This is a genomic window from Shinella sp. SUS2 (genome assembly GCF_001262505.1).
Taxonomy (GTDB): domain Bacteria; phylum Pseudomonadota; class Alphaproteobacteria; order Rhizobiales; family Rhizobiaceae; genus Shinella.
This window is the reverse complement of sequence record NZ_KQ410732.1, coordinates 282,529-301,387: the sequence shown is the minus strand read 5'-3', so window position 1 is coordinate 301,387 and position 18,859 is coordinate 282,529. Positions and strand designations below refer to the sequence as shown.

The window sequence follows — 18,859 nt, the reverse complement described above, 5'->3', positions numbered from 1 at the left end:
CATATCATGAAGAGGAGATTTCCATGGGCTACAAGCCGTCCCCCCGCCCCGTCTTCGACCGGCCAAGCCACATTCCCTATGCCGGCGTGACACGCCATCTGTGGGGCGAGGAGAATGCCGGCCTCGTCGACGACTGGATCTATGCCTCGACGGACAACATCCACCAGATCGTCTTCGGCATGCAGCCCGGCGGCTGCTTCAAGCACACCGATGCCTTCCGCACTATTTTTGGCGCCGACGAGCTGCTCTATGTGATCAGCGGCACGCTGGGGCTCGCCAATCCGGAAACAGGCGAAGTCTGCATCGCCAAACAGGGCGAAGCACTGTTCTTCCGTAAGGACACCTGGCATCACGGTTTCAATCTCGGCGAGGAGCAGGTCCGCGTTCTCGAATTCTTTGCCCCGCCGCCGGCCAAGGGCACGTCGGGCCCCTATGCCCGCACCAAGCCGCTGCTATCGGAAAACCGCTACATCCAGGACGAATTCCTCGGTCGCTGGCCAATGGAGGCGGCGGCGCAGGAGAAGGCCCGCACCATCCATCCCAAGCGCGATGCCGACATGCTTTGGAGCCTCGATGCCGCAACGCAAGGCGCCTATACCGGGTTCTACTGCGCGACAGACCAGCTGACGGTCGGCAAGACGACGGTGCTCGGCGGCAAGCGCACCCGCATCGAACGCCACAAGGGCGACGAATGCCTGTATGTCGTTTCCGGCGTGCTCAACATCCATATCCCGGATGCCGAGGGCCAGGCCTGGTTCGAACTCAACCCGCGCGACGGCTTCTACATCCCCGCCGGGTTCGACCACCAGTATTTCAACATGTCGCACACGCCTTGCGAATTCGTCTTCGGCGTGGCGCCGGATTTCTGATCTGAAAAAGGGCTCTCGAAAACCGGGAGCCCTTTTTGTTTCAGCCTTCGAACACCATCAGCGTGTCGCCAGCCTGAAGGTAGTCACCTTCCTTGACGCGCAGGCGAAGCCGGCCGGCCTTGGGGGCGAGGACCTGCGTTTCCATCTTCATCGCTTCCATGACAGCCACAAGGTCGCCTTCCGCGACGGTGGCGCCATCGGCGATCTTGAACGCCTGCAGCGTGCCGGAAACCGGAGCGGCGATGCCGTCCTCGGCAGGGCGCCCGCCCTTGCCTGCGGCCGATGCAGCGCCCTGCCCTGCCGCGCCGAGGCCGGCGAGCAGCAGGCTCGGAAGGGCGAGCGACACGCGCTTGCCGTCGATTTCGAGATGGGTGCGGACGAGCGTGGGGTCTTCGGTCGGCTCCGGCCGAGCCATGGCATCAGGCATGGCGGCAAAATCGGTCTCGATCCAGCGCGTATGCACCTTGAACCCATCCGTGCCGATGAAGTCAGCCGTGTCGATGGCGGCACGGTGGAACGGCAGGACCGTCGCGACACCCTCGATGCGGAACTCCTTCAGCGCACGGCGGGCGCGGCGCAGGGCCTCGTCGCGCGTCGCGCCGGTCACGATCAGCTTGGCGACCAGCGAATCGAAGACACCGGGTACGGTGGAGCCGCTGACGACGCCGCTGTCGAGGCGCACGCCCGGGCCGGAGGGCGGATCGAAGACCGTGATGGCGCCCGGCGTCGGCAGGAAGCCGCGGCCGGGGTCTTCCGCGTTGATACGGAACTCGATGGAGTGGCCGCGCGGTTCCGGCGTTTCCAGCACACGCAACGGCAGCCCTTCGGCGATGCGGAACTGTTCGATGACGAGATCGATACCGGTCGTCTCTTCCGTGACAGGATGCTCGACCTGGAGACGGGTGTTCACCTCCAGGAAGGAGATCGTGCCGTCGACGCCGAGCAGGAACTCGACGGTACCGGCGCCGGAGTAACCGGCGGCGGCGCAGATCGCCTTTGCGGAGGTGTGGATCTTCTGGCGCTGTTCGTCCGAGAGGAAGGGCGCCGGCGCCTCCTCGATGAGTTTCTGGTTGCGGCGCTGGGCCGAGCAGTCGCGGGTGCCGAGCACCAACACGTTGCCGTGCTTGTCGGCGATGACCTGCGCCTCGATGTGGCGCGGCCGGTCGAGGAAGCGCTCGAGGAAACACTCGCCACGCCCGAAGGCCGCCGTTGCCTCGCGCACGGCGGATTCGTAGAGGTCTGCGACCTCCTCCATCTTCCAGGCCACCTTGAGGCCGCGCCCGCCGCCGCCATGCGCGGCCTTGATGGCGACCGGCAGGCCATGCAGCTCCGCAAAGGCGACGACCTCGGCTGCAGAGGACACCGGGCCATCGCTGCCGGCGACCAGCGGTGCGCCGACGCTTTGCGCGATACGCCGTGCCTCGACCTTGTCGCCGAGCGCTTCGATGACGGACGGATCGGGGCCGATCCAGATGAGGCCCGCGCCCTGCACGGCCCGTGCGAATTCGGCACGCTCGGAGAGAAAACCGTAACCGGGATGAACTGCATCCGCGCCGGCACGTTTTGCGACAGCGATCAACTTCTCGATATCGAGATAAGTTTCCGCCGGACGCACGCCACCGAGCCCATAGGCTTCGTCGGCGAGGCGCACGAACAGCGCGTCCGCATCCGGATCCGCATAGACGGCCACGGACTGGAGGCCATGGTCCTGGCAGGCGCGCGCGATGCGCACGGCGATCTCGCCACGATTGGCAATCAGCACTTTCTTCATGGCGGTTCTCCTAGCGGGTCGCGGCAATGTCGGCGAAGGGGCCGATCGGGCGGAAACGGATTTTTGCATTGATCGGGATCTGGCCGGCGAGGTCCAGATGGTATTCGGCGACGGCACCGATGACGGGATAGCCGCCGGTCAGCGGATGGTCAGCGAGGAAGAGCACCGGCTGGCCGCTGTGCGGCACCTGGATGGCGCCCGTCGCCGTGCCTTCGCTCGGCAGCTCCGCACTGTCCTTGCGCTCCAGCGGCACCTCGCCGGCAAGGCGGATGCCGACGCGGCTCGATTGCGGCGTCACCTGCCAGAGCTGGCTCGTCAGCGTCTCGATGCCCTTCTGCGTGAACCAGTCCGTTCGCGGGCCGAGCACCACGTCGAGCACCACCACATCACCGGCCGAGGGCAACCCGAAAGCGGGAAGCTCATCGGGCGAAACGCTCGCCAGCCCATCCTTGCGGCCACCAAGCGCGAGCACCGTCCCGGCCGTGACCGGCTCGGGGCCGACGACGGCCAGCGTGTCGGTGGCCGCACTGCCGAGGATCGACGCGACATCGAAGCCGCCGCGCACGGCAAGATAGGCCCGCATGCCCGCCTTCGGATGGCCGATCGTCACGACGTCGCCCGGCTCCAGCGCGATAGGCTGCAGAATCGAAAAGTCTTGGGCGCGGCCGTCCACATCGCGGACTGTCACGGGACAGGCGGCACCTGCAAGACCGATCACGGCGCGCACGTTGCTTTCGAAGGAGAAGCCGCCGAGGGTGAGTTCGAGCGCCGGCGTGTTGGCCGGATTGCCGACAACGCGGCCCGCGGCGTTGAACGCGCCGCGATCCAGTGCGCCGGAGGCGGAAACACCCTGCCCCGTCTGGCCGAAGCGGCCAAGATCCTGGAAGAGAGCCGGCATCGGTGCGGCCAGAACCCTGAACTGCGGCGCATCCGCCACGACGGTGCGATCCGCCTTGGCGGTCGGTACGGGAAGGCTGACCGTCCGGCCCGTTGCCTCCATATCGAAGAAGCGCACGCGATAGCCGGGCTGGAACAGTGCACCAGGCTCGCGATCGATGTCCCACATCTTGACCGGCGTCGTGCCGATGATCTGCCAGCCGCCGGGGCTTGCCTGCGGGTAGACGCCGCTGAAGGCGCCGGCAAGGGCGACCGAGCCGGCCGGAATGCGGGTGCGCGGGCTCTTGCGGCGCGGGACATGCAAGGCCGGATCGCCGCCGACGAGATAGCCGAAACCCGGCGCAAAGCCGCAGAACGCCACGGTGAATTCGCTTTCCGTATGCCGGCGGACGACCTCCTCGACACTGAGGCCGGTCAGCTCCGCAACATCGCGCAGGTCTTCGCCGTCATACCGCACGGGAATTTCGACCAGATGCTCCGACGGTGCGATCTTGGCAGAAAGGTCGCGAATGCCGATCCGGGCTGCAAGATCCGCCGCAGCCACCTTTTCCGGGCGGAAGCGGATCATCAGCGTGCGCGCGGCCGGCACCATTTCCTCGATACCATCGATGGGATCGGCCTGGAGTGCAGCAAAGAGAGCGAGCGTCTCGTCGAGATCGGCGAGCTCGACGAGGATGGTGGTCAGGCTGACGGGAAGAAAGCGCATCGAACCCTCACGCGTGATAGGCGGAATCGGGGATATCGGTGATGAACATGTGGCCCGGCGCATGGGTGATGGCAAAGGGCACGCCCGATGCCATCACAGCCGCCTGCGGAGTGACGCCGCAAGCCCAGAAGACCGGCACCTCGCCGGGCTCGATGCGCACCGCATCGCCGAAATCAGGCTTTGCGAGGTCGCTGATGCCGATGTCCTCGGGTGCGCCGACATGAACCGGCGCGCCGTGCACCGCCGGGAAGCGGCCGGATATGGTGGCGGCGTCGGCAACGCGCGCGGCCGGGATCGGCCGCATGGAGACGACCATGTTGCCCTTGAGGCGGCCGGCGGGCCGGCAGGCCTTGTTGGTCAGGTACATCGGCACGTTGGTCTTGTCCGTCATGTGGCGGATCTCGATGCCGGCCTCGACCATCGGCGTTTCAAAGGTGAAGGAACAGCCGATGAGGAAGGCGACGAGATCGTCGCGCTCCGCCCAGGCCGCCGACGCGTCCGGCGTTTCCTCGGCGAGCTTGCCGTCACGCCAGATGCGATAGAGCGGCAGGTCGGTGCGCAGGTCCGCGCCGGGCGCCAAAAGCGTCGTCGGCGAGCCGGGGTCGGAGACATCGAGCACCGGGCATGGTTTGGGATTGCGCTGCGCGTAGAGCAGGAAATCGAACGCCCAGTCGCGCGGCAGTACGATCATGTTGGCCTGTGTAAAGCCCGGTGCAATGCCGGAAGTGGGCGCAACGAGCCCATCACGGTAGGTGGACCGCGCTTTGCGGGCGGCCGTGGCGTCGGCATGATCCAGGAAGGCGGTCGGGATCGTCATGGCCGCTCCTTACGCCTTGTCAGCGAAGGAGCGGATGGCGATGCCTTCCGCCTCGAAGCGGCGGCGGATCCCCTCTGCAATCGCCACTGCGCCGGGGCTGTCGCCGTGCACGCAGATCGACTGCGCCTCGATGCGGATCGTGCTGCCGTCGATGGCTTCCAGCGTGCCCTCGCGGGCGAGCTGCACCATGCGGTCGGCGATCGTCGCCTCGTCGTGCAGTACGGCACCCGGCTCGCGGCGCGAGACGAGCTCGCCCTTCGGCGTATAGGCGCGGTCGGCGAAGGCTTCGGCGACGACGGCAAGGCCGGCCTTGCGGGCGAGATCGAGGATCGGCGCATTGGCAAGGCCCATCAGGATCAGCGAGGCATCGACCGCCTTGATGCCGTCGATAACGGCCTGGCCCTGCCTGGCATCATAGGCGATGCGGTTGTAGAGCGCGCCATGCGGCTTGACGTACCGCACGGTGGTGCCGGCCGCAGCGGCGACGCCCTTGATCGCGCCGATCTGGTAGATCACGTCGGCGATCAGCTCCTCGGGCGTGGCGTCGAGGTCGCGTCGGCCGAAGCCGACGCGATCGGGATAGGAGACATGGGCGCCGATGACGACACCGTTTTTCGCGGCAGCCTGCACCGTGCGGTAGATGCCCGCCGGGTCGCCCGCATGGAAACCACAAGCGATGTTGGCGGAGGAGACGACGGCGAGCATCGCCGCATCATCGCCCATGCGCCACGCACCGTAGCTCTCACCGAGATCGCTGTTGAGGTCGATCGCTGCCATTGTTTCCTCTCCCTTTCTTGAGTTTTGCCGCTGTTCCGAACGCAAAACCGCTTCGCACGTTTGCTGGAATAGCTCTAGAGACCAAGCAGTCCGAAGATCGTGCCGGCCGACTTGTAGCCCATATACCATGTCAACAGGCAGATCAGGACGCCAAGGGCGAGCAGCCAGCGCGGATAGTGGTAGCCCCCCATCAGGTCCTCGCGCTTCCAGGCGGCAAAGAGGAAGATGCTGAGGCCGATCGGCAGGATGAGGCCGTTGAGACCTCCGACGAAGACCAGCATGGCCGCCGGTGGCGTGGTGATCAGCAGGTAGGAGACCAGCGAGATGGCGATGAAGACGACCGTGGCCATATTGCGGGCGTGTTCGCTGATATCCTGCTTGAAGACGGTGATGAACGAAACCGAGGTATAGGCCGCGCCGATGACGCTGGTGATGGCCGCTGCCCAGAAGATGATGCCGAAGAGGCGCAGACCGACATCGCCTGCTGCCGCCTGGAAGGCCTGGGCGGCCGGGTTGGCGGCCTGGCTCGCCGTGTCGATGACGACGCCACTGGCGACGACGCCGAGGATGGCGAGGAAGAGGACGTAGCGCATGAGACCGGTCACGGCGATGCCGGTGAGCGCGGCGCGGGTGACAGCCGGCAGGTGCTCCTGGCCGACCATGCCGCGGTCGAGCAGGCGGTGTGCGCCGGAATAGGTGATGTAGCCGCCGACCGTGCCGCCGACGATGGTGGTGATCGTGGCGAAGTCGATCGTGTCGGGCAGGACGGTCTGGAACAGCGCGTCGCCGACCGGCGGGCCGGACACGAAGGCGACGTAGAGCGTCAGCACGATCATCAGGATGCCGGCGAAGATGATGAAGCGGTCGACCGCAAGGCCGGCGCGCTTTGACAGGAAGATGCCGATCGAGAATACGGCGCTGATCGCTCCGCCGATCTTCGGATCGAGACCAAAGACCGCATTGAGGCCGAGGCCGGTGCCGCCGATATTGCCGATGTTGAAGAACAGGCCACCGACGATGACGAGGATGGCCAGAAGATAGCCGGAGCCGGGAATGGCGGCATTGGCGACGTCGGAAGCGCGCATGCGCGTGAGCGTCACGATGCGCCAGATGTTCAGCTGCACGACGAAGTCGATGAGGATGGAGGCGAGGATGCCGAAGGCGAAGGCAGCGCCAAGCTTCGTGGTGAAAGTCGCCGTCTGGGTGATGAAGCCCGGGCCGATGGCGGAGGTCGCCATCAGGAAGATCGCGGCGATCAGCGCCGAGCGACGGGATTTGACGGTTTGAAGGCCCTGCGCGACCACACTCTGGCCGGCAGGCACAGCAGCATTCTGTTCCATGAGATTTCTCCGCTCTCACGCACCCGCCCCTCGCGAGTGGTTCATCGTTAAATGATGAACCGCTACACAAAAATGTCAAGATTGTTCAACAATATTTCCATATCGTTCCTTATTCCTGCCGTTTTACCAATCACATAGCACTGGATTCGCCACACTTTTCGGCCCCATCGCTCACCCATTCATGCTATGCCCAGCCAGGAAAGAGGGTGCCCGAAGCAAACGGAATCGGGCCGGGGAGAAGACCATGACCGATGACGGAGAAGGCCTGCCGCTGGCGGATCGACTGGCGCGGCGCATTCGCACGCTTCTGATCTCGGGCGAACTCTCCCCCGGCCAGCGCCTCTCGGAAGCCGCCTTCAGCGACCGTTTCGACGTCTCGCGCAATTCGCTGCGCGAGGCCTTCCGCCTGCTCACCAAGGATGGCCTGCTGCGCCACGAGGCCAATCGCGGTGTCTTCGTCGCCGTGCCCTCCATGGCCTCGATCATCGACATCTACCGCGTGCGACGCATGCTGGAATGCGGCGCACTGCGCCAGGCCTGGCAGAAGCATCCGGCAATCCGGGCCATGCGCGCGGCGGTGGAGATGGCCCGGGAGCGGCGTATCGAGGGCGACTGGATCGGTGTCGGCAGCGCCAACATGATGTTCCACACCGCCGTCATCGACCTTTCCGATAGCGCGCGGCTCAACGAATTCTATGAGCGGATCTCGGCGGAGCTGCGCCTCTGCTTCGGCCTTCTCAACGACCCGGAACACCTGCACGCGCCCTTCGTCGACATGAACGACGCCATTACGACTCTCGTCGAAAAGAACCAGCCGCATGAGGCTGCGGCGCAGATGGAGATCTATCTGAACCTCGCCGAACGCACGATGCTCAAGGCACTCGAGCGGGCTTCGGAACTGGCCTAGCGCCAGTGGAACCTATGCGACGTCGGCGCGGCGCAGCGGTGCGGCAAGGCCTGTCGTTTCCGGCAGGAAGGGCTCCGGGCGACCAATGGAAAAGCCCTGCGCATAATCCACGCCGATCGTGCGCAGCGCGGCAAGAATCTCCGTGTTTTCAACAAACTCCGCGATCGTCTTGCGGCCGGCGAGGTGAGAAATCTGGTTGATCATCTCGACGGTCATCCAGTCCGCCTTGTCCGCCAGCATGTCGCGCACGAAACTGCCGTCGATCTTCACATAGTCCACCGGCAGGCGTTTGAGATAGGTGAGCGAGGACATGCCGACGCCGAAATCGTCAAGCGCGAAACGGCAGCCCATGGCGCGCATGGCGTTCATGAAGGCGATGGCTTCGTCAAGATTCTCGATCGCGCTGGTTTCGGTGATCTCGAAGCAGAGCACTTCGGCCGGCACCCGGCTGCGGCGCAGGGCTTCCCGCAGGAACGGCAGGAAGGTCTCGTCCTTCAGCGTCAGGCCGCTGAGATTGATGGAATAGGTGCCGGATGCCGCGCCCTTGCGGCGACCGATGATGTCCAGCGCATGGCGCACGACCCAGCGGTCGAGCGCCGGCATCAGGCCGAAACGTTCGGCAGCGGGGATGAACGCGCCGGGCGACAGCAGCGTGCCGTCCTCTTCGAGGCGTAGCAGGATCTCGCAATGCTCGCCCGTCTCGCCACCTTCCCGCAGGGTGGCGATGGCCTGCGAAAACAGCCGGAAGCGGTCCTCCTCCAGCGCCCGGTGCAGGCGCTGCACCCAGTTGAGATTGGCCGTGAACTGGGTCTGTGCCGCATCGGTCGTCTCGAAGACGTGCACGCGGTTGCGGCCCTTTTCCTTGGCCATGTAGCAGGCAATGTCGGCGGCGCGCAGCGCCTCCTCAAGCGTGTAGTTGCGCCCGGCCAGATGCACCACACCGATGCTGGCGCTGATCGAATAGCGATGGCCGTTCCAGACGAAGTCGATCGCTTCCGTGATCTCGCGCAGGCGCATGGCAATGCGCAGCCCATCCTCCGGCGCACAGTTCGGCAGGATGATGCCGAACTCGTCGCCACCCAGCCGTGCCAGAAGATCCGTACCCCGGATGGCGTTGACGAGATCGCGCGAGACGCGGCGCAGCAGCGCGTCGCCGGCCGCATGACCGCCATTGTCGTTGACGGCCTTGAACTGGTCGAGATCGATGAACATCAGTGCGTGGCGGGTCTTCGGCCCTGCCAGCATGCGCTCCAGCTCGCGCTCGAACAACCGGCGGTTGGCAAGCCCCGTCATATCGTCGTGATTGGCGCTGAAAGACAATTGCTCCTCGATCCTGCGCCGGTGGGTGAGGAAACTGTTGAGCCGCCAGACGGTCAGCACGATGAAGAGCAGTGCCATCGCCACATTGGCCGCAAGAAGCACCGCCTGGACCTGCCGCGTTCCCTCGCCGAGGCGATCGGAGAAACGTTTGGTGAGTGGCGTGACAAGCGCGTTGATCTCGTCGAGTTGGCGGGTAATGTCGCGGCGGTCGGCCTCGCTGATATGGGGGGACGTGTCGATCGCCTCGCCGATCGGCAACAATTGCATCAGCACCCCTTCCGCCGTGCGCCAGTCGCGCACGCAGGCCTCCATCACCGGAAGCCAGCGAAAATAACGGAACAACCAGATCACGTTGGGAATGTCATCCGGATGGTTGCCGCCCTTCAGGAAACCCTGATAGGCCGCCTGGATGTCGGGCTGATCGGCCTCGAGCGCGAGCCGTGCCGCCCGGTCGCCGAGCGGGATGGCCATCGCCTGCCGATAGCGATCGACGAAGGAGCGGTTGCCGCTGTCGGCATAGCGATTGAGGTAATAGAGCGCGTCGTGCTGGCCCTTCGACCACAGGCTCTCGCCCGTCACAAAGGCGCGCAGCGACGTGCTGACCTGCAGGCTGAACGTGGCAAGCGCGGTCTGCAGCACAACGATCAGCACGAAGGGCCAGGCGACCGAAATCAGGCGAAGCGTGCTTCGAGGAGACCGCATCATGACCGGTACCGTGCGGCCCGGCTCGTGTACGGGCATATGGCCTTAACCCCGATGCGGCACACCCCGTCATTCGCGATCGCTGTCGTCCTGTCCAAAGGCCGTACCCGTCTCACCACATTTGTCCCTTGCGCGCAGGCGCCCGGAAACCGGCAACCGCACCATCGCTTCGGTACGGACGAGTGGAGCACAAGAGTGTGAGAAAACCCCTAATACAACCATAAGATTGCACCCTATCGGCACGTTTGCGCCCCGGTTCGGGACGCTAGAAGGCCCAGGGATCGACGACCTCGATGCCGGTGCCGGTAAAGTCACGCGTGTTGCGGGTCGCAAGCCGACCGCCGTTGACGCGGGCGATCGCGGCAATCATACCGTCAGGCGCCGACATCGGGCGTCCTTCCCGCACCGCCTGCCCCATGATCTCGCCATAGGCAAGGGCCGCCGCCTCGGTCAGGCCGAAAATCCGCCCGGCAAAGCGCCGCCGCCATTCGGCCAGCCCCTGCTCCAACCTCACGGCCCGCTCGTCCGGCCTGATCTTCTGGATGCCGAAGGCGATCTCGGCAATCGTCACCGTCGGCAGCGCCAATTCGGCGTCGAAACGCGTGAGCCAGGCGAGCACGTTTTCCGAGGGCGCTTTCTTCAGCGTCTCGGACACGACATTCGTGTCGAGGAAGATCAAAGGTCCAGACCCTTGTGCGGCGTGCGATGCTCGCGGATCACGGCCTCCAAGTCGACTTCCGCACCGAAATCGGCGGCAAGCCGGCGGTAGAAATGGGCCGCCGGCTCACTGCCGGCCTCCCGCACCTCATAGGCCTCCAGCGCCCGCTCGACGATGTCGGCGACCGTGCGGTTTTCCCGCCGGGCAAGGCGATGAGCGAGATCGCGGGCGCGGGCGCTGCGGACGGAAAGCTGCGGTTCTGCCATGACGGTCTCCTTCGAGGGGAAATATAACCCTTCGCCTTGACGCCATCAAGATGGCAGGGGATGGCAAGCCATCAGGCTTGTGCCAGAATCGCCTCCGCCGCCTTTTCCGCAATCATGATCACAGGCGAATTGGTGTTGCCGGAAACGATGGTCGGCATGATCGAGGCATCGACGACGCGCAGCCGGTCCAGGCCGTGCACACGGAGCTTCGTATCGACCACTGCCATCGGATCGCTTCCCATCTTGCAGGTACCGACGGGGTGGAAGATGGTCGTGGCGATGTCGCCGGCCTTGCGGATCAACTCCTCGTCGCTGTCATACTCCCGGCCGGGCAGCATTTCCTGCGGACGGAAGGGCGCAATGGCCTTTGCCTGCATGAGGCTGCGCGCATGGCGGATGGATTTTGCGGCGAGCAATCGGTCACCGACCGTCGAGAGGTAGTTCGGCCGGATTTCCGGCGCAAGAGCGAGGTCGCGGGTCGCAATGTGCACCGTGCCGCGGCTTTCCGGCCGGAGATTGCACACCGAAACGGTGACCGCGGGATAGCGATGCAGGGGCTCGCCGAGCCGGTCGGTGCTGAGCGGCTGGACGTGATATTCGAGATCGGCCGTGGCGACGGCAGGATCGCTCTTGGCAAAGATGCCGAGCTGGCTCGGTGCCATGGAGAGTGGGCCGGAGCGGCGGAAGGCATATTGCAGCCCCATGCCGGCACGGCTGAACAGGTTGTGGTAGAGCTGGTTCAGCGTGCGCGCACCCTCGATCCGGAAGACCGTGCGGATCTGCAGATGATCCTGAAGGTTCTCGCCGACGCCGGGCAGCACGTGGTGAACGGGAATGCCGAGCGCGGAAAGCAATTCCGGCCGGCCGATGCCCGACAGCTCCAGGATTTTCGGGGAATTGATCGCGCCCGCCGACAGCACGACCTCCCGCGTGGCGCGAGCAAGGCGGGCACGCCCGCCCTGACGAAAGCGCACGCCCGTCACCGCCCGGCCGTCGAATTCCAGCCGCTCGGTTTCCGCGCCGGTGAGGACACGCAGGTTCGGCCGTTTCATCGCCGGCCGCAGGAAAGCCTTCGTCGTGTTCCAGCGCAGCCCGCGGCGCTGGTTGACCTCGAAATAGCCGGAGCCCTCATTGTCGCCGTCGTTGAAATCGTCGGTCTTCGGGATGCCGAGTTCCTCGGCCGCATCGCGGAAGGCGTCGAGGATCGGCCAGGAAAGTCGCTGGCGCTCGACGCGCCACTCCCCGCCGGCCCCGTGCATGCCGGTTTTTCCGCGATAATTGTCTTCCGACTTCAGGAAATAGGGCAACACGTCGTCCCAGCCCCAACCGGCATTGCCCGCCTGCCGCCAGCCGTCATAGTCGGCGGCCTGGCCGCGCATGTAGATCATGCCGTTGATCGACGAGCAGCCGCCAAGCACCTTTCCGCGCGGATAATTGAGCGCGCGGCCGTTGAGACCAGCCTCTGCGGCCGTCTTCATCATCCAGTCCGTGCGCGGATTGCCCATGCAATAGAGATAGCCGATCGGCACATGAACCCAGTGGTAGCGGTCCGAGCCGCCGGCCTCGATGAGCAGCACCCGGTTCTTCGGGTCGGCCGAAAGCCGGTTCGCCAAAACGCAGCCGGCCGAGCCGGCACCGACGACGATGAAGTCGTAGCTGCCCTCGTCCACCGGCATTTCCTGTTCCCTGACGGTCACGCTGCAACTCCTGCTGTCATCTCCTGCGAGGCTGTAAGGCGCCGCCAAAGCGGCGTCATGGCCTCGCCAACATCCCTGTAGAGGGCGTAGCGACGGTCGTAGTGGGCGGCAAGCGCGACATTCGGCCTGTAGTGCCGGTCGGTCCGCACCATGGCATTGGCGCCTGCGGTGAAATCGGCAAAGAGGCCGACCCCGGTGCCTGCCGCAATCGCCGCACCGAGCGCGCCCGTCTCGCGTGACATGGCGACGGAGACAGGGACGCCGAGCACGTCGGCGAAGATCTGCGGCCAGAGCCTGCTGCGCGAGCCGCCGCCCGACAGGACCGCCTCCTCGAACGTCGCCCCGGCCTTGCGGATCGTCTCGACGTGCTGGCGATGACCGAAGGCGACGCCTTCGAGCAGGGCACGGACCAGATGTCCCTTGGTGTGCCAGCCAGCAATGCCGTAGAAGCCCGCCCGCGCATGGCCGTCCTGTTGCGCGCCGTAGAGATAGGGGTGGTAGAGCGGATCATCCGCTGCAGGCTCCACCGCCGCGGCATGCGCGCAGCAGGCGTCGAAGGGCGAGACGTCGGCGGTGTGGTCGCCTTCGAAGAACTCCCGCACCAGCCATTCGAGATTGGCGGCCGAGGTGGCGCTGTTTTCCATCGCCATATAGCGGGTACGGTCGAAGGTCGACGACATGAAGACCGGACCGTCGAGATCCGGGCCGTCGATGACGACCTGGTTGATGCTCCAGGTGCCGGCGATGACGGACGCGCTGCCGGTGCGCGAGACGCCCGAACCGAGTGCCGAAGCGACGACGTCGAAGAGCCCGCCGATGACCGGCGTGCCGGCGGCGAGGCCAGTCTCCGCGGCCACCGCCTCCGTCACGTACCCGGCGATATCGGCGCTTTCGATGAGCGGCGGCAGGAGATCCATGCAATCACCGAGGCCATAGGCCTCCATCAACGCCTTGTCGTAGCGGCGCGCGGCAAGATCGAGCAGGCCGGCGCCGGACATATCCGAGACCTCGCTGACACGCTGGCCGGTCAACCGATTGACGACGAAGTCCTTCGAGAAGAACACCGTGCCGATGCGCTTGAAGAGTTCCGGCCGGTGACGCTTCAGCCAGGAGAGCAGGGTCGGCGTCTGCGACGGCCAGGGGCGTTGGCGAGCGATCGGATAGGTCCGTTCGCCGACGCCTTCTGCCAGCCATGTCTCGACGAGGCCGGTCGCCCGCGTGTCGAGCGACTGGATGCCGACAAGCGGCTCGCCCGCCCGATCGAGCGCATAGAGCCCGTTGCCATGGCCGGCGCAGCCGATGGCGGCAATGTCGCCCGCCGCAATGCCCGCCCGGTCGAGGCAGGTACGGATGACACGCCGCGCATTGGCCCAGAGCTCCCCGAGATCGCGCTCGACATGGCCGGGACTCGGCATGCGGCTATGGCCTTCTTCGCCCGCATGCGCCAATTCCCGGCCCGTCCGGTCGAAGATCACCGCCTTGATCACGGTGTTGCCCGCATCGAGCCCCAACAGATATTCCTGCATGCTGAACCCCTCCCAAGGTTCTGGTCTATCTTACCCCTGCTGATAGAGCGCGAAAGCCTCTTCGCCGCTCGCATCCGCATGGATGATCGCCATCAGCCCGCGCACCACGGCGCTCGGATTGGCGTGCTGGTAGATGTTGCGTCCATAGACCATGCCCACCGCGCCCTGCCGCATCAAGGCCGCGGACTTGTCGAAGACGGCGCGAAGATCCTCCTTGCCGCCGCCGCGCACGAGGACCGGGCAACGCGCCGCCTCAACGACCCGGTGGAAATCCTCGGCATTCGTTGTCGGATCCGCCTTGATGATATCCGCACCCATCTCGCGGGCAAGCCGCGTCAGGGTGACGATCTTCTCCGCATCACCGTCAACCATATAGCCGCCACGCTCCGTGACGGGTTGCATGACGAGCGGCTCGATCATCAGCGGCATGCCGTACTTCTCGCAATCCGCTCGGACGCGCGCGATATTCTGCACGCACTGGCGAAAAAGATCGGGCTCGTCCGGCAGCATGAAAAGGTTGACCACCACACAGGCGGCGTCCATCTCCAGCGCACCGATCAGCGGTTCCGCCTCGTTCTGCAGGACAGCCCACATGTCGCGGTGGCGAATGCGGTTATAGGGATTGCCCATGTCGATGCGCATGACGAGGGCAGGCTTGTCCTTGCCGGGAAGGCCCTGCAAAAGGTCGGCCTGGCCGTAGTTCATCTGGATCGCATCGGGCCTCGCATCGACCAGCGCCTTCACCACGGCCGGCATATTCTCCAGCCCGTCGAGGAAGGACGGCTCGTTGCACACGCCGTGATCGATCGCCACGTCCAGGCAACGACCGTTGCCGAACAGCCGGTTCATCCGGACCTTGCGGTTGTTTCGCATACATCACTCCTTTGTTCGTTCCTTGCGGAAAGGTTTTCCTCCGCGACGCCGTGGCGCTCGCGCATGAGGGTCAGAAAACGGGTGCGCTCCTCGGCCCTCCGCGCCGCGGGCCAGCCTTTTTCGGCTGCCAGCACGTCGAGCGTGGCCTCCGCCATCGCAAGCGAGAGTTCGCCGGTAACGGCGAGCGCAGTGCGGCGCAGAAGGAGGTCGTCCAGATGCTCGACGGCTTCGGAGCGAATGAGATAGAGAAGTTCGCGAGCGCTGTAGGCAGAATGAGACAGGACATGATCCGGCCCGGCGGCGATGAAGCGGGCGATGTCGCGCGCATCCGTGCCGTAGCGCGAAAACAGCGCCGCTGTCTGTTCTGCGGGAAGGCCTGTAGAGGCCGAGAGCGCCCGCGTCCAGTCACCACCATTCTCGGGGTAGTCCCGGCCGCCACCGAGCGGGCGTTCCGCCGTGTCGATACGGCGCGGCAGGCCGAGCCGGTCGAGCGCCATGTCGGCGGAGAGTTCACCGAAGGAACGGAACGTCGTCCACTTGCCGCCGATCATGCAGAGCACCGGCGGCCCGCCGTCGCGCCCTTCGAGGACGGTGCAGAAATGGTCGCGGGGGATACGGCCGGTAAAGCTGTCCTTGCTCGCCGGCAGCGGGCGCACGCCCGAAAACTGGAAGACGATCTCCTCCGGACGGATGCGGATGCCGGGCAGAACGAAAGTGAGCGATTGCAGGATATAGTCCCGCTCGTCCGCCTCACAGCGCACCATGCCGGGATCGTCGACGCGGATATCCGTCGAGCCCACCAGCACCTTGCCGAGATAGGGGAAGAGGATGCAGATGCGCCCGTCCTCGTTCTCGTAGTAGATCATGTGCCCGTCGAGCATGTCGCGCAGGGCGGGATTGTCGATGATGAGATGCGAGCCCTTCGTGCCGCCCATCAGCGGCTCGGGCCGTGCCTCCGCGGGAAACAGGCTGGCATTGGCAATGTCGATCCAGCCGCCCGTCGCGTTGACGATGAGCCGCGGCTGGAGGGCAAGCGTCTCCCCGGTGAGGCCGTCGTGCAGCCTGTAACGCCCGTCGCTCGCCTCCTCGATCGTCGCGTAGTTGAGAGCCCGTGCCTGTTCGCCGCCGGAAAGGCCGTCGCGCAGAAGCTCGATGCCGATACGCTCGGGATGGCTGACCCAGGCGTCGTAGTACGTCGCCGAGTTGCGGATCGCCGGATTGAGCGCCGGCCACTTTCCAAGGGTCGCCTTGCGGCTGCGGAACTGGTGCTTCGGCATCAGCGCCCGTTTGCGCGTGAGGAAATCGTAGATGCCGAGTCCCGTCTTGATGGCGATCGCGCCGCGGCGACTGGGGCGGCGGGTGAGGCCGAGGAAACGCACGATGCCATTGGCAAGGCCCGAAAAGATGTCGAAGACCGGCACCGTCGTCGGCAGCGGCGCGACGTAATGCGGCGCATTGCGCAAGAGGCGGTCGCGCTCGACGAGAGATTCCTTGACGAGGCTGAACTCGCCGTTTTCGAGATAGCGCAGCCCCCCATGCACCATGCGCGAGAGGGCGGCGCTCGCACCGGAACAGTAGTCAGCCTTCTCGACGATGAGCACGTTGACGCCCTGCAGCGCCAGCTCGCGAAAGACGCTGAGCCCGTTGATGCCGCCGCCGAGGACGCACACGTCCACCTTCGGGCTCTGGCGGAGCCCGTCCAAAGTCTGTTTCCGGTTCATGATGGCAGTCCGTTATCCGTCCATGGAGACGAGGTGTGCCGCGATGGCGGTGTCGATGGCCGCCAGATCGTCCGCCCCGAGCCGCAATGTACCGGCCCGCGCATTGTCGAGCGCCTGCGCCGGGTTTCTGGCGCCGCAGAGCGCGAAGGTCACGCCCTTCTGCGCCAGCGTCCGGGCGATCACGACCTGGGCGATGCTCGCGCCATGGCGCTCGGCGACGGGGCGAATCGCATCGGAAAAGGCCTTCGCCTTCTGCCGGTTGGCGACGGAGAAGCGCGGATTGTCCTTGCGCTGGTCGTCGCCGGAGAACACGCGATCCGGGCCGATCGTGCCGGAGAGTAGGCCGAGCGCCAGCGAGGAATAGCTGAGCGTCGACACGCCGTTTGGAACAGTGAGCGGCAGCAGGTCCGCCTCGATCTCGCGATCGATCATGCTGAACCGCTCCTGGATCGCATCGAGCGACCCTGTTTCGATATACTGCGCAAGCTCCGACCTATCGACGTTGCTTGCACCGATGGCGCGGATCTTGCCCGCTCTCTTCAGGTCCTCGAGCGCCGCAACCGTTTCCCCGATGGGCGTTGTCGCGTCCTGCCAGTGGGTGATGTAGAGGTCGATGTAGTCCGTGCCGAGCCGGCGCAGGCTCTCCTCCACCTCATGGATGATCGCATCCCGGCCGAGATAGCGGTGGACCGGCTTGCCGTCCTGTTCGAAAAAACGCGTGCCTTTTTGCGTGTGCCAGACGAGACCGCATTTCGTGGCGATGACGGCCTTGTCGCGGCGCCCGGCGATGGCCTTGCCGACGATCTCCTCCGAGCGGCCGAGGCCATAGGCGGGGGCCGTGTCGATGAGCGTTACGCCGGCATCAAGCGAGGCCTGGATCGCGGCGATGGATTGCGCCTCGTCCGTGCCGCCCCACATCCAGCCGCCAATCGCCCAGGTGCCGAGGCCGACGGCCGAGGCCTTGACGCCGGAGCGCCCGATGTCGCGGATCAATTGTTCGCCGCTCATGCGGAAACTCCTTCTTCGGATGCCAGTTCAAGAATGCGCGCACCGGTCGCCTCGTCAGTGACGAGCGTGTCGAGATGATCGCCGCGCAGGACGCTGAGAATGGAACCGGCCTTGTTGAAGCCGCTCGCGACACCGATCTTCGTCGGGATGGACGCGAACTCCGGAAGCGTCAGCGAGACCAGGGTACGGTTGAGGCTGTAGTCGCAGATCCGGCCCTCGCCGTCGAGCAGATGGGCCAGCAGCTCCGAGCTTGCGCCGGAATGCTCGATCGCCTTGCGGTCCTCGCTCGAGGAGGGATGCAGGTCGTAATAGGTCGAATCCGTGCTCATGATCGAGCCGATGCCGACGACCGCCACCTTCGCCTCGCGTGCCCGCTGGAAGACGTCGGCGACGGAGCGCATGTTCATCAGCATTGCGCGCTGTTCGGCATCGTCGGCAAAGAGCGGTGCGTGGATCTGGTAGGAGCGCCCGCCGAGCCGTTCGGCCATCAGCGTCGAGACGTGGTTGACGTCCGTATAGTGTTTGCCCTGGACACAGCCCGTTGCGGGAATGACCTCGACATCGAAGCGTCGCGCGGCCTGCAGACCGGCAACGACGGCGCTGACGCCCTTGCCGCCGGTGATGCAGATCGTGTCGCCATCGGCGATCTCTTCGAGCAGCAGCCGGGCTGCGGCCTCCCCCACCGCTTGCAAGGCGGTCTGCGGGTTGTCGGAGACGGTCGGCACCACGACGGCGCGGCTGATGCCGCCGAGCGCCAGAAGCCGTTCCTCCATATCGACCAGCGGCTCGACCGGCGACTTGATCTTGATTTCCACAAGGCCGAGCTGGCGGCCGCGCTTGATGAGGCGATTGACGGTGGCGTGCGACAGGCCGAGCTGGTCGGCGATCTGCGCCTGCGTCAGGCCTTCCAGGAAATGCAGCACGAGCGCCTGGTGCATCTGGCGGGCGATGACGATCTCTTCACGCGCCGCTGTCGTCTTGGGTTTCAGCTTGGCGATCGGCAT

General features: G+C 65.5%; 16 protein-coding genes. 2 read left to right on the top strand and 14 right to left on the bottom strand.

Features of this window, described 5'->3' with window-relative positions:
* Nucleotides 1-23 precede the first annotated feature (23 nt).
* On the top strand, nucleotides 24-869 hold the full coding sequence (locus AKG11_RS17575; RefSeq protein ID WP_023514793.1) for a cupin domain-containing protein: 846 nt from the start codon (nucleotides 24-26) through the stop codon (nucleotides 867-869).
* Nucleotides 870-909: 40 nt separating this feature from the next.
* On the opposite strand, the gene AKG11_RS17570 is transcribed toward AKG11_RS17575, so the two are convergent.
* The 5 genes from AKG11_RS17570 to AKG11_RS17550 all read right to left on the bottom strand — a co-directional run bounded on the left by AKG11_RS17570 (nucleotide 910) and on the right by AKG11_RS17550 (nucleotide 7,177).
* On the bottom strand, nucleotides 910-2,640 hold the full coding sequence (locus AKG11_RS17570; protein ID WP_050744808.1) for an acetyl/propionyl/methylcrotonyl-CoA carboxylase subunit alpha: 1,731 nt from the start codon (nucleotides 2,638-2,640) through the stop codon (nucleotides 910-912).
* 10 nt (nucleotides 2,641-2,650) lie between these two features.
* Complete coding sequence (locus AKG11_RS17565; protein WP_050744807.1) at nucleotides 2,651-4,243, bottom strand: 5-oxoprolinase subunit B/C family protein; 1,593 nt, start codon at nucleotides 4,241-4,243, stop codon at nucleotides 2,651-2,653.
* Between the two features lie 7 nt (nucleotides 4,244-4,250).
* Complete coding sequence (locus AKG11_RS17560; protein ID WP_050744806.1) at nucleotides 4,251-5,060, bottom strand: putative hydro-lyase; 810 nt, start codon at nucleotides 5,058-5,060, stop codon at nucleotides 4,251-4,253.
* 9 nt (nucleotides 5,061-5,069) lie between these two features.
* The gene (locus tag AKG11_RS17555; protein WP_050744805.1) at nucleotides 5,070-5,837 is read right to left on the bottom strand and encodes a LamB/YcsF family protein; all 768 of its coding nucleotides are present in this window, start codon (nucleotides 5,835-5,837) and stop codon (nucleotides 5,070-5,072) included.
* 74 nt (nucleotides 5,838-5,911) lie between these two features.
* On the bottom strand, nucleotides 5,912-7,177 hold the full coding sequence (locus AKG11_RS17550) for an NRAMP family divalent metal transporter (RefSeq protein ID WP_050744804.1): 1,266 nt from the start codon (nucleotides 7,175-7,177) through the stop codon (nucleotides 5,912-5,914).
* Nucleotides 7,178-7,421: 244 nt separating this feature from the next.
* Here AKG11_RS17550 and AKG11_RS17545 point away from each other — a divergent pair, with 244 nt between their 5' ends.
* Nucleotides 7,422-8,084 carry a GntR family transcriptional regulator gene (locus AKG11_RS17545; RefSeq protein WP_023514811.1) on the top strand — a complete coding sequence of 221 codons (663 nt, stop codon included), beginning with the start codon at nucleotides 7,422-7,424 and terminating at the stop codon, nucleotides 8,082-8,084.
* Nucleotides 8,085-8,096: 12 nt separating this feature from the next.
* Here the strand turns inward: AKG11_RS17545 and AKG11_RS17540 are convergent, their stop codons facing one another.
* The 9 genes from AKG11_RS17540 to AKG11_RS17500 form a co-directional block, all read right to left on the bottom strand.
* The gene (locus AKG11_RS17540) at nucleotides 8,097-10,145 is read right to left on the bottom strand and encodes a putative bifunctional diguanylate cyclase/phosphodiesterase (protein ID WP_050744803.1); all 2,049 of its coding nucleotides are present in this window, start codon (nucleotides 10,143-10,145) and stop codon (nucleotides 8,097-8,099) included.
* Nucleotides 10,146-10,371: 226 nt separating this feature from the next.
* A complete protein-coding gene (locus tag AKG11_RS17535) occupies nucleotides 10,372-10,785 on the bottom strand; it encodes a type II toxin-antitoxin system VapC family toxin (protein ID WP_050744802.1) in 414 nt (137 codons plus the stop codon).
* Entirely contained in the window at nucleotides 10,782-11,030 is a 249-nt protein-coding gene (locus tag AKG11_RS17530) for a hypothetical protein (RefSeq protein ID WP_024271381.1), read from the bottom strand. The genes AKG11_RS17535 and AKG11_RS17530 overlap by 4 nt, the downstream gene beginning before the upstream one ends.
* Nucleotides 11,031-11,101: 71 nt before the next feature.
* Nucleotides 11,102-12,706 (bottom strand): GMC family oxidoreductase, encoded by a 1,605-nt coding sequence (locus AKG11_RS17525; protein WP_088016447.1) that lies wholly within the window; start codon nucleotides 12,704-12,706, stop codon nucleotides 11,102-11,104.
* Nucleotides 12,707-12,723: 17 nt separating this feature from the next.
* Nucleotides 12,724-14,253 (bottom strand): FGGY-family carbohydrate kinase, encoded by a 1,530-nt coding sequence (locus AKG11_RS17520; protein WP_050744800.1) that lies wholly within the window; start codon nucleotides 14,251-14,253, stop codon nucleotides 12,724-12,726.
* Nucleotides 14,254-14,283: 30 nt separating this feature from the next.
* Nucleotides 14,284-15,126 carry a class I fructose-bisphosphate aldolase gene (locus AKG11_RS17515; protein WP_023515428.1) on the bottom strand — a complete coding sequence of 281 codons (843 nt, stop codon included), beginning with the start codon at nucleotides 15,124-15,126 and terminating at the stop codon, nucleotides 14,284-14,286.
* A complete protein-coding gene (locus AKG11_RS17510) occupies nucleotides 15,099-16,847 on the bottom strand; it encodes a glycerol-3-phosphate dehydrogenase/oxidase (RefSeq protein WP_050744799.1) in 1,749 nt (582 codons plus the stop codon). Before AKG11_RS17510 ends, AKG11_RS17515 begins: the two co-directional genes overlap by 28 nt.
* Nucleotides 16,848-16,859: 12 nt before the next feature.
* Entirely contained in the window at nucleotides 16,860-17,855 is a 996-nt protein-coding gene (locus tag AKG11_RS17505; RefSeq protein ID WP_050744798.1) for an aldo/keto reductase, read from the bottom strand.
* Nucleotides 17,852-18,859, bottom strand: coding sequence for a sugar-binding transcriptional regulator (locus AKG11_RS17500; protein WP_023515425.1), 1,008 nt, complete (start codon nucleotides 18,857-18,859; stop codon nucleotides 17,852-17,854). The genes AKG11_RS17505 and AKG11_RS17500 overlap by 4 nt, the downstream gene beginning before the upstream one ends.

Excerpts from the sequence above, each read along its gene's own strand:
- AKG11_RS17575 (WP_023514793.1), top strand. The coding sequence starts at position 24 with ATGGGCTACAAGCCGTCCCCCCGCCCCGTCTTCGACCGGCCAAGCCAC.
- AKG11_RS17570 (WP_050744808.1), bottom strand. The coding sequence starts at position 2,640 with ATGAAGAAAGTGCTGATTGCCAATCGTGGCGAGATCGCCGTGCGCATC.
- AKG11_RS17565 (WP_050744807.1), bottom strand. The coding sequence starts at position 4,243 with ATGCGCTTTCTTCCCGTCAGCCTGACCACCATCCTCGTCGAGCTCGCC.
- AKG11_RS17560 (WP_050744806.1), bottom strand. The coding sequence starts at position 5,060 with ATGACGATCCCGACCGCCTTCCTGGATCATGCCGACGCCACGGCCGCC.
- AKG11_RS17555 (WP_050744805.1), bottom strand. The coding sequence starts at position 5,837 with ATGGCAGCGATCGACCTCAACAGCGATCTCGGTGAGAGCTACGGTGCG.
- AKG11_RS17550 (WP_050744804.1), bottom strand. The coding sequence starts at position 7,177 with ATGGAACAGAATGCTGCTGTGCCTGCCGGCCAGAGTGTGGTCGCGCAG.
- AKG11_RS17545 (WP_023514811.1), top strand. The coding sequence starts at position 7,422 with ATGACCGATGACGGAGAAGGCCTGCCGCTGGCGGATCGACTGGCGCGG.
- AKG11_RS17540 (WP_050744803.1), bottom strand. The coding sequence starts at position 10,145 with ATGCCCGTACACGAGCCGGGCCGCACGGTACCGGTCATGATGCGGTCT.
- AKG11_RS17530 (WP_024271381.1), bottom strand. The coding sequence starts at position 11,030 with ATGGCAGAACCGCAGCTTTCCGTCCGCAGCGCCCGCGCCCGCGATCTC.
- AKG11_RS17525 (WP_088016447.1), bottom strand. The coding sequence starts at position 12,706 with ATGCCGGTGGACGAGGGCAGCTACGACTTCATCGTCGTCGGTGCCGGC.
- AKG11_RS17520 (WP_050744800.1), bottom strand. The coding sequence starts at position 14,253 with ATGCAGGAATATCTGTTGGGGCTCGATGCGGGCAACACCGTGATCAAG.
- AKG11_RS17515 (WP_023515428.1), bottom strand. The coding sequence starts at position 15,126 with ATGCGAAACAACCGCAAGGTCCGGATGAACCGGCTGTTCGGCAACGGT.
- AKG11_RS17510 (WP_050744799.1), bottom strand. The coding sequence starts at position 16,847 with ATGAACCGGAAACAGACTTTGGACGGGCTCCGCCAGAGCCCGAAGGTG.
- AKG11_RS17505 (WP_050744798.1), bottom strand. The coding sequence starts at position 17,855 with ATGAGCGGCGAACAATTGATCCGCGACATCGGGCGCTCCGGCGTCAAG.
- AKG11_RS17500 (WP_023515425.1), bottom strand. The coding sequence starts at position 18,859 with ATGCCGATCGCCAAGCTGAAACCCAAGACGACAGCGGCGCGTGAAGAG.